Annotated in this window: 11 protein-coding genes and 3 tRNA genes; 2 read left to right on the top strand and 12 right to left on the bottom strand. The window is 70.9% G+C overall.

Translation table 11 applies throughout. The features are described from left to right. Positions 1–100: 100 nt before the first annotated feature. The 10 genes from CXH06_RS13005 to CXH06_RS13050 form a co-directional block, all read right to left on the bottom strand. The gene (locus tag CXH06_RS13005) at positions 101–922 is read right to left on the bottom strand and encodes an exodeoxyribonuclease III (RefSeq protein ID WP_114855626.1); all 822 of its coding nucleotides are present in this window, start codon (positions 920–922) and stop codon (positions 101–103) included. Further along, positions 919–1,818: a bifunctional methylenetetrahydrofolate dehydrogenase/methenyltetrahydrofolate cyclohydrolase gene (locus CXH06_RS13010; RefSeq protein WP_114855627.1), complete on the bottom strand. Its 900-nt coding sequence runs from the start codon at positions 1,816–1,818 to the stop codon at positions 919–921. Before CXH06_RS13010 ends, CXH06_RS13005 begins: the two co-directional genes overlap by 4 nt. A 130-nt stretch (positions 1,819–1,948) precedes the next feature. Then, positions 1,949–3,217, bottom strand: a complete 1,269-nt coding sequence (gene glyA, locus CXH06_RS13015; RefSeq protein ID WP_114855628.1) for a serine hydroxymethyltransferase — start codon at positions 3,215–3,217, stop codon at positions 1,949–1,951. 124 nt (positions 3,218–3,341) lie between these two features. After that, positions 3,342–4,469: a UDP-N-acetylmuramate dehydrogenase gene (locus CXH06_RS13020; RefSeq protein ID WP_114855629.1), complete on the bottom strand. Its 1,128-nt coding sequence runs from the start codon at positions 4,467–4,469 to the stop codon at positions 3,342–3,344. Next, entirely contained in the window at positions 4,466–4,948 is a 483-nt protein-coding gene (locus tag CXH06_RS13025) for a MaoC/PaaZ C-terminal domain-containing protein (protein ID WP_114855630.1), read from the bottom strand. The genes CXH06_RS13020 and CXH06_RS13025 overlap by 4 nt, the downstream gene beginning before the upstream one ends. A 43-nt stretch (positions 4,949–4,991) precedes the next feature. Next, on the bottom strand, positions 4,992–5,441 hold the full coding sequence (locus CXH06_RS13030) for a MaoC family dehydratase N-terminal domain-containing protein (RefSeq protein ID WP_114855631.1): 450 nt from the start codon (positions 5,439–5,441) through the stop codon (positions 4,992–4,994). 175 nt (positions 5,442–5,616) lie between these two features. After that, positions 5,617–5,787, bottom strand: a complete 171-nt coding sequence (rpmG, locus tag CXH06_RS13035; protein WP_114855632.1) for a 50S ribosomal protein L33 — start codon at positions 5,785–5,787, stop codon at positions 5,617–5,619. Positions 5,788–5,883: 96 nt separating this feature from the next. After that, a tRNA-Met gene (locus CXH06_RS13040) sits at positions 5,884–5,960 on the bottom strand. Positions 5,961–6,014: 54 nt separating this feature from the next. Continuing rightward, positions 6,015–6,087 (bottom strand) — tRNA-Thr (locus CXH06_RS13045). 85 nt (positions 6,088–6,172) lie between these two features. After that, positions 6,173–6,254, bottom strand: a tRNA-Tyr gene (locus tag CXH06_RS13050). 184 nt (positions 6,255–6,438) lie between these two features. On the opposite strand from CXH06_RS13050, the gene CXH06_RS13055 reads away from it, so the two are divergent. Together CXH06_RS13055 and CXH06_RS13060 are read left to right on the top strand one after the other, a co-directional pair. Then, a complete protein-coding gene (locus tag CXH06_RS13055; RefSeq protein ID WP_114855633.1) occupies positions 6,439–6,927 on the top strand; it encodes a YajQ family cyclic di-GMP-binding protein in 489 nt (162 codons plus the stop codon). An 85-nt stretch (positions 6,928–7,012) separates the two neighbouring features. Continuing rightward, positions 7,013–7,525 carry a GNAT family N-acetyltransferase gene (locus CXH06_RS13060; RefSeq protein WP_157975734.1) on the top strand — a complete coding sequence of 171 codons (513 nt, stop codon included), beginning with the start codon at positions 7,013–7,015 and terminating at the stop codon, positions 7,523–7,525. Positions 7,526–7,631: 106 nt separating this feature from the next. Here the strand turns inward: CXH06_RS13060 and CXH06_RS13065 are convergent, their stop codons facing one another. Together CXH06_RS13065 and CXH06_RS13070 are read right to left on the bottom strand one after the other, a co-directional pair. Then, positions 7,632–7,901 (bottom strand): WXG100 family type VII secretion target, encoded by a 270-nt coding sequence (locus CXH06_RS13065; protein WP_114855635.1) that lies wholly within the window; start codon positions 7,899–7,901, stop codon positions 7,632–7,634. 65 nt (positions 7,902–7,966) lie between these two features. Further along, a complete protein-coding gene (locus CXH06_RS13070) occupies positions 7,967–8,227 on the bottom strand; it encodes a hypothetical protein (RefSeq protein WP_114855642.1) in 261 nt (86 codons plus the stop codon). Positions 8,228–8,375: the final 148 nt, after the last annotated feature.

Below are 8,375 nucleotides of genomic sequence, written 5' to 3' on the forward strand. Positions count from 1 at the left end.
CGGTCTGCGCCCCACCGTAGAGCAGGGAGCGGCCGACGGGAACCGTCCGGCCGCTCCCCTCCGGCCGCGGCGCTCCCCGCCGCCGCTGCCCGGAGCGCGCTCAGGAGTAGCCGACCACCAGCGGGGCGTGATCGGACCAGCGGGTGTCGTAGCTCGGCGCCCGGTCCACCTGCGCACTCGCGGCGCGGGCGGCGAGGTCCTCCGTCGCGAGCTGGTAGTCGATCCGCCAGCCGGAGTCGTTGTCGAAGGCCTTGCCGCGCTGCGACCACCAGGTGTACGGGCCGGGGCCGTCGCCGTGGACGGCGCGATGCACGTCCACGAAGCCCGCCTCGGTGGTGAGGCGGTCGAGGTAGGCGCGCTCCTCGGGCAGGAAGCCGGCGGACTTCCGGTTCCCCTTCCAGTTCTTGATGTCCCACTCGGTATGGGCGATGTTGATGTCCCCGGTGAGGACCACGTGGCCGCCGGCGGACCGCAGCTGCTCCAGACGCAGCATCATCGCGTCGAGGAAGGCGTACTTGTCCACCATCGTCTGGGGCTTCTCGGTGTTCCCGGAGTGCATGTAGCAGGAGATCGCCGTGAGGCGACGGCCGTCGCCGAAGGGGTCCTCGAGATCCGCCTCGAGCCAGCGCCCGGTGTGGGAGTCCCCCTCGATCCCCGGCAGGCCGCGACGGGCCGCCTCCAGATCCACGTCCTCGCGGCCCGTGCGCACGGCGATCGCGACGCCTGCGCGGCCCTTGAGCTGCGAGGCCTCGCCGACGATCCGCCAGTCCTCACCCACGAGGCCGGCCAGGAGATCGTCCGGCGCGCGCACCTCCTGCAGGGTGAGGACGTCGGCCCCGGTCTCGGCGAGCCACGCGGGCATGCCCTTGCGGGCCGCGGCCCGCAGCCCGTTGACGTTGACGGTCGCGATGGTGAGGGTCATGAGGTCTCCTCGATGCCGGCGGCGCGCTCGGCCGCCTCGACGACGTTGGTCATGAGCAGAGCGACCGTCATCGGCCCCACCCCGCCCGGATTCGGCGAGAGGTGACCTGCGACGTCCTCGACGGCAGGATCGACGTCGCCGTGGACCCGGTACTTCCCCGTCTCGGGGATCTTCTCGCCGCGGGTCACGCCCACGTCGAGCACGGCGGCACCGGGCTTCACGTCCTCGGGACGGACCAGGTGCTTCACCCCCGCCGCGGCGATGATGACGTCGGCCCGGCGCAGGTGGTCCGAGAGGTTCTTCGTGCCGGTATGGGTGAGAGTGACGGTCGCGTTGACCGCACGGCGGGTCAGCAGCAGGCCGATCGACCGGCCGATGGTCACGCCGCGTCCCACGACGACGACATGCTTGCCCTGGAGATCGATGTCGTGGCGCAGCAGCAGCTCGATCGCGGCGCGCGGGGTGCACGGCAGCGGCGTGGTGATCGGGGCGTTCACGTTGAGCACCAGACGGCCCAGGTTCGTCGGGTGGAGGCCGTCGGCGTCCTTGGCCGGATCGATGCGCTCGAGGATCGCGTCCGTGTCCAGATGCGCCGGCAGCGGCAGCTGGACGATGTACCCGTGGCAGGTCTCGTCCGCGTTCAGTCGGTCGATGACCTCCTCGACGTCGGACTGGGTCGAGTCGCCGGGCAGCTCGATCTGGATCGAGTTCATCCCGATCGACTCGGAGCGCCGGTGCTTCATGCCCACGTAGAGGCGCGAGCCGGGATCGTCGCCGACCAGCACGGTCGCGATCCCGGGGGTGATGCCCCGCTCCGCGAGCGCGGCGACGCGTTCGGCGAGCTCCTGGGTGATGGCCTTCGAGGTGGCCCTGCCGTCGAGGATCTGAGCGGTCATGCTGCCCCTTTTCGTGGGTTCTGCGTCTCGGACGTGGTGTGCGATGGGGAGTCCCGGCCGTCGGTCGGTCCACCGGCTCAGGGAGGACGGGGCAGGGCCCGGCACGCCTGTGCCGGGCCCCGCCGAGGATTCAGGACTGCTGGAGCTCCGCGTACAGCGGCTTCGCATCGGCGAGAGCCGCGGTGCGCTCGCGCAGCGTGGCGAGGTCGGCCCCGTCGGTGAGCGCGAGGGCGATCACGTCGGCGACCTCGGCGAACTCCGCGGCACCGAAGCCGCGGGTGGCCAGCGCCGGGGTGCCGATGCGCAGGCCCGAGGTGACGCGCGGGGGCCGCGGGTCGTTGGGCACGGCGTTGCGGTTCACGGTGATGCCGACCTCGTGCAGGCGGTCCTCGGCCTGCTGGCCGTCGAGCTCGCTGTCCACCAGGTCCACCAGCACCAGGTGCACATCGGTGCCGCCGGAGATCACCTTCACGCCCGCGGCCTTCGCGTCCTCCTGCTGCAGCCGCTCGGCGAGGAGCGTCGCCCCCTCGAGAGTGCGACGCTGACGATCCGCGAAGTCCTCCGAGGCGGCGACCTTCAGCGCGACCGCCTTGGCGGCGATGACGTGCATGAGGGGACCGCCCTGCTGGCCGGGGAAGACGGCGGAGTCGATCTTCTTCGCCCACTTCTCGGTGCACAGGATCATGCCGGAGCGGGGGCCGCCGAGGGTCTTGTGGATGGTGGTGGAGACCACGTCCGCGTAGGGCACGGGGCTGGGGTGCAGGCCGGCGGCGACCAGGCCCGCGAAGTGCGCCATGTCGACCCAGAGCGCCGCGCCCACCTCGTCGGCGATCGCGCGGAAGGCCGCGAAGTCGAGCTGACGGGTGTAGGCGGACCAGCCGGCGACGATCACCTTGGGCTGCTCGGCCACGGCGAGCTCGCGGACCTTGTCCATGTCGATCAGTCCCGTGCCGGGCTCGGTCTCGTAGGCGACGATGTCGTAGAGCCGGCCGGAGAAGTTGATCTTCATGCCGTGGGTGAGGTGGCCGCCGTGGGCGAGGGAGAGGCCCATCAGCTTGTCGCCCGGACGCGCCAGCGCGTGCATCACGGCGGCGTTCGCGGTGGCACCGGAGTGGGGCTGGACGTTGGCGTGCTCGGCACCGAAGAGGGCCTTGGCCCGATCGATCGCGATCTGCTCGGCGACGTCGACCTCCTCGCAGCCGCCGTAGTAGCGGCGCCCCGGGTAGCCCTCGGCGTACTTGTTGGTGAGCACCGAGCCCTGCGCCTGCAGGACGGCCCGCGGCACGAAGTTCTCGCTGGCGATCATCTCGAGGGTGCGCTGCTGGCGACCCAGCTCGCGGTCGAGGACGTCGGCGATGTCCGGGTCGAGGGCGGCGAGGGACTGGTCGAGCACGTTCATGAGGCCTCCTGCGGGGACGGGCGGGGCGGCGTGGGACGCCGTGCCTCCATCCTAGGCGGAGCGGCCCGGTGCGGGCCCGGCGTCCCTGGGGGCGGGACGGGCGCGGGGGCGGTCGCCGCAGTGGTCAGAGGTCGAGCCCGAGGCGGACGGGCTCGGGGACCAGGTGGATCCCGAAGGTGTCCCGGACCCTCGCCTGCACGTCGCGGGCGAGGGCGAGCAGATCGTCGCTGCTCGCTCCGCCGCGGTTGGTCAGTGCCAGCGAGTGCTTGGTGGAGACGGCGGCCCGCTCCCCCACCGCGTGGCCGCGCTCGATCCCCGAGTGGCTGATCAGCCAGGCGGCGCTGGTCTTGACCCGGCCTGCGCCGACGTCGTAGCGGGGCGCCTGGGCGGGCAGCTGCGCCGCGTCGCGGGCATCGAGGACGGGGTTGGTGAAGAAGGACCCCGCGCTCCAGGTGTCGTGATCGGCGGCATCGAGCACCATGCCCTTGGCGGCACGGATGGCGAGCACCGCCTCGCGGACCTCGCTCATCGGCGCGCGCTGCCCCACCGTGACCCCGAGCGCCTCGGCGAGCTGCGCGTACCGGATCGGGGCCGAGAGGCTGCCCAGGGTGTGCTGGAAGGTGACCGAGAGCACGACGTACCGGCCGGTGGCCGAGGCGACCGGGCCGTCGTGACGGGTGCGCTTGAAGAGGCTGTCGCGATACGCGAAGCCGCAGTCGGCGCCCGCGAAGGTCCGCACCGCCCCCGCGAGGCGGTCCCAGGTGCGCACACGGGCGATGGTCGAGGAGACCTCCTGCCCGTAGGCGCCGACGTTCTGGATCGGGGTGGCGCCGACGGTCCCGGGGATGCCCGACAGTGCTTCGAGGCCCACCATCTCGCGGGCGATCGCATAGCGCACCGCGCGGTCCCACTGCACGCCTGCGAAGTACTCCACGACGGCTCCGCCGCAGGTCGGATCCAAGGGGGTGAGCTCCGAGGGATCCGCGGGGACGCCGTCGGGCTCGCCCGACGGGCTGATCTCGCAGCTGGCGTCGAGCAGCGGAGGATCCTCCGGATCCCGCAGCAGCACCACCGTGCCCTCGAAGGGTGCATCGGAGGCGACCAGATTGGACCCGCCCCCGAGCACCAGCAGCTGCTCGCCGGCCTCGTCCGCGGCGCGCACGGCCGCGATGACCTCCTCGGCGGTGCGGGCCTCGACGAGGGTCCGGATCTCGCCGCCGATCCGCAGGGTGGTCAGGTCCGCGAGCCTCATGCCGCGGAGCCGTCGCCGGTGGCCGCGGCGGCGGGACCGGGCGGCAGGGCGACGGTGGCCCGCGCACGGCCCAGCACCGCGGTCCCCTCGACCTGTGCGCCGAGATCGATACGTGCGGTGCCTGCCTCGAGGTCGATCGCACCGACGACGGCGACCACCTCGAGGGTCGTCGCGCCATGGGCGGGGACCTCGATCGGGTTCGTGAAGCGCGAGGAGTACGCCCGGACCGCGGTGGGGTCGCCCAGGGCGTCGAGCAGGCCGCTGACGGCGGTGCCCATGGTGAGCATGCCGTGGGCGATAACGCCGGGCAGTCCGGCCTCGGTCGCGACCGCGTCGTTGTAGTGGATCGGGTTGAAGTCGCCGGAGGCGCCGGCGTAGCGGACCAGGGTGTCGCGGCTGAGCTCGTGGCGGGTGCGCGACAGCTCCTGGCCGACGGTCAGGTCGGAGAGGGTCAGCGGGGCGGAGGGGGCGGAGGTCATGGCTGCTCCTGGGGGCGAGGACGGACGAGGGGCGGTGGCGCGGTCAGTCGCCGCGGACGACGAGCATGCTGCGCACGCTGGCGACCTCGGCGCCGGCCTCGTCGGCGAGGTCCACCCGCGTGGTCACCATCGTGTGGCCGCCGGCGGAGCGAACCCTCTCGACGGTGAGGGTGGGCACCAGGCGGTCCCCCGCCACTACCGGCCGATGCAGGGTGAAGGCCTCCTCGCCGTGGACCACGCGGGTGAAGTCGATGCCGGCGGCGGGATCCTCGATGTACTGCGCCTCGGTGGCCTGGGCGAGGGAGACCAGGAAGGTGGGTGGAGCGACGACGTCGGCGCAGCCGGCGGCCCGGGCCGCCTCGGGATCGGTGTGCAGCGCGGAGGCGGCGCCCGTGGCGCGGGCGAACTCGGCGATCTTCGCGGCCGAGACGGTGTGGACCGGGCCGGCCGGGTAGCTGCGCCCCGCGAAGGAGGGATCGGGGGTGGTGGTCATGTCGTCTCCCGGGGTCGGGTCGGCGCGCGGCCGACGGATGCGGACCCGAGAATCATCTCAGGTCCGCGAGCAGGGCGTGACGTGCCTCGGGACGCCCTCCGGCCACTACAGCGCGACGCACGACAGGCCATCCGGGAGATCCCGGATGGCCTGTCGTGGAGGTGCGGTGGCCCGCTCAGCGGGTCTCGCGATGCGCCGTCTGCTTGCCGCAGGTCGGGCAGAACTTCGAGAGCTCGAGCCGATCCGGGGTGTTGCGACGGTTCTTCTTCGTGATGTAGTTACGCGCCTTGCAGTCGACACACGCCATGGTGATCTTGGGACGCACGTCAGAGGTCTTGCTCGCCACGGTTCGCCTCTTTCTCCGGGTGGCGCGCCCGGCGGCGCACCTCGTGGGTCCCCGTGCTCGGGGAATGTGGATTCTGCACTCCGGTGATGACCGGCGTGGTACCGAGGGCGGGGATCGAACCCGCGACCTCACGATTATGAGTCGTGCGCTCTGACCGTCTGAGCTACCCCGGCCTGACCGATGAAACGGCCCGATCTCGAATGAGACCGGGCCGCCGCATCCATCAGAGCCCTGAAAGGGAATCGAACCCTTGACCTTCTCCTTACCATGGAGATGCTCTGCCGACTGAGCTATCAGGGCAACCCGGTGAACCTTACCCGCCTCCTCGCCCGAAGGCAATTCGGGAGCCGGTCCCGGTGCTTCGGATCACAAGGATCCTCCGCCGTGGCAGATGAGGGATTCGAACCCCCGTAGGCAATGCCAGCTGATTTACAGTCAGCTCCCTTTGGCCGCTCGGGTAATCTGCCGTGACTGCTTCCTCGTCCACCCGACCGGGATCGGGCGGCCACCGGAAGCGACCTGGACAAGCATACCGGGGCTCGGGCGCGGACGCGAACCCAGAAGGGCCCTGAGGCGGATGACTGTCGTCACAGCCTCGGGGACAATGGGCCCTCGGCCCGACCGGGCACCGGCAGGAAGGAAGGACCCACCGTGGCAGAGTCATCGTTCGACATCGTCAGCAAGCTGGACCGACAGGAGGTCGACAACGCCGTCAACCAGGCAGTCAAGGAGGTCGGACAGCGCTACGACTTCCGGAACATCGGCGCCGGCCTCACCCTGCGCGGGGACGAGATCGTCCTGACCGCGAACTCGGAGGAGCGGGTGCTCGCGGTGCTGGACGTGCTGCAGTCCAAGCTGATCCGTCGCGGCATCTCGCTCAAGGCCCTCGACATCGGCGAGCCGAAGCAGTCCGGCAAGGAGGTCCGTCTGGCCGCCGCCCTCAAGGAGGGCATCAGCTCCGAGGACGCCAAGAGGATCGCGAAGATCATCCGCGACGAGGGCCCCAAGGGGGTCAAGGCTCAGATCCAGGGCGAGGAGCTGCGGGTGTCCTCGAAGAAGCGGGACGACCTGCAGGAGGTCATCGCACTGCTGAAGGGCAAGGATCTCGAGGTCGCTCTCCAGTTCGTCAACTACCGCTGAGCCGCGGCGCGCCTCCGCCATGCCCCGCCCTACCCGTCCTGCTCGCCCTGCTCGCCCTGCTCGCCCTGCTCGCCCTGCCGAGCTTGTGCGGATCGAGCCCCTCCGGCGCGAGGACGCCGCGGCCGTGGTCGCGGCCGAGGACGAGCTGACCGTGCGCTGGCTGAGCGGCGGTCACAGCACCGTCGCCGGAACAGCGGAGTACATCCTCCGGCTCGACCGCGCGGCGGAGCAGGGACGGCCCAAGCGCGCCTTCGGGATCCGGCTCGACGACCGCTGCGTGGGCACGATCGATGTGGACCCGGAGGTCGCCGACGGCCTGGACCCCGGTGACGTCAACATCGCCTACGGGGTGGCGCCGTGGGTCCGCGGACGCGGAGTCGCCGTGCGGGCCGTCGAGCTGGTCTGCGCCGTGATCCGCGACCGCGGCCTGGGCACCCGGGCGGTGATCCGGGCGGACTCCCGCAACCCCGCCTCCTCCCGCGTCGCGGAGAAGGCCGGCTTCCGGCTGCTGCGCGTGGTGCACAGCTCCACGGAGAGCCAGGAGGACGGACGGCCCGTGGTCCTGCAGGTCTACGGCCGGGATCTGCCGCGGGGCTGATCCCGGCCGCGGGCCACACCGCGAGCCGCCGGCCGTCCCGTGGGCATGGCAAGAGCCCCGCCCCCACGAAGGGGACGGGGCCCACACACCCGGCAAACGCGCCGACTCAGCCCTGGTTCGAGGTGCTGTCCTGCTCCTCGGCATGCTGATTCAGCTGATCCGACTTCGTCTGCAGCACCTCGATCAGCGAGTTCACGGGACCACCCACGAAACCGTTCCAGTCCTCCCGGTAGGCGTCGTAGTCCGGCCCCACCCACTCGACCGAGTTCACCAGGCTGCTCGCCTGATCGATCACCTCGAGGATCTGCTGACCCGCCTCACCGATCGCCGACGCCACCTCGCGCCCCTGCTCCGGATTCATACCCTTGAAAGCCATCACATACCCCTTCCGCTCAGAACCTGAGCCCACACTTCACTGACGAAGAAAAGAACGAACCGCGATCAGGACGACGCGTCGCGCTGCGCCGCCGCATTCTGGCTCGCCCGCTGCGCGAAATCACCCGTCTGCTGCAGAACCTGCTGAACCAGCTGACCGACCGAGTCACCGAACTCGCTCACGAAGCGATCCCGGTCCTCACCCGTCCAATCGAACTCCTCCACACGCCCCTGCACCTGCTGATAGATCTGGCTGGTCTGCTCGCCCGCATCCTGGATCTGAGTACCCATCTGCTCAACAGACTCCGGCGTCATGCCCTTCTTCATGGTGTCCTCCATCTCGTCGCAAAAAACCGGCCCCACCCACCGGACCAGACCTCCACGGACCAACTCCGCATCCACGATCCCTGTCCCCCAGGTGATGCACCAACCCTAGAACCACCACCACACCCCTGGCGATGGGGACAACTCCCCA

Source organism: Brachybacterium sp. YJGR34, from assembly GCF_003347015.1.
GTDB lineage: Bacteria > Actinomycetota > Actinomycetes > Actinomycetales > Dermabacteraceae > Brachybacterium.

Bases quoted from the DNA above. Each gene is read 5' to 3' on its own strand.
- CXH06_RS13005 (WP_114855626.1), bottom strand. From the start codon at position 922: ATGACCCTCACCATCGCGACCGTCAACGTCAACGGGCTGCGGGCCGCG.
- CXH06_RS13010 (WP_114855627.1), bottom strand. From the start codon at position 1,818: ATGACCGCTCAGATCCTCGACGGCAGGGCCACCTCGAAGGCCATCACC.
- glyA (WP_114855628.1), bottom strand. From the start codon at position 3,217: ATGAACGTGCTCGACCAGTCCCTCGCCGCCCTCGACCCGGACATCGCC.
- CXH06_RS13020 (WP_114855629.1), bottom strand. From the start codon at position 4,469: ATGAGGCTCGCGGACCTGACCACCCTGCGGATCGGCGGCGAGATCCGG.
- CXH06_RS13025 (WP_114855630.1), bottom strand. From the start codon at position 4,948: ATGACCTCCGCCCCCTCCGCCCCGCTGACCCTCTCCGACCTGACCGTC.
- CXH06_RS13030 (WP_114855631.1), bottom strand. From the start codon at position 5,441: ATGACCACCACCCCCGATCCCTCCTTCGCGGGGCGCAGCTACCCGGCC.
- CXH06_RS13065 (WP_114855635.1), bottom strand. From the start codon at position 7,901: ATGGCTTTCAAGGGTATGAATCCGGAGCAGGGGCGCGAGGTGGCGTCG.
- CXH06_RS13070 (WP_114855642.1), bottom strand. From the start codon at position 8,227: ATGAAGAAGGGCATGACGCCGGAGTCTGTTGAGCAGATGGGTACTCAG.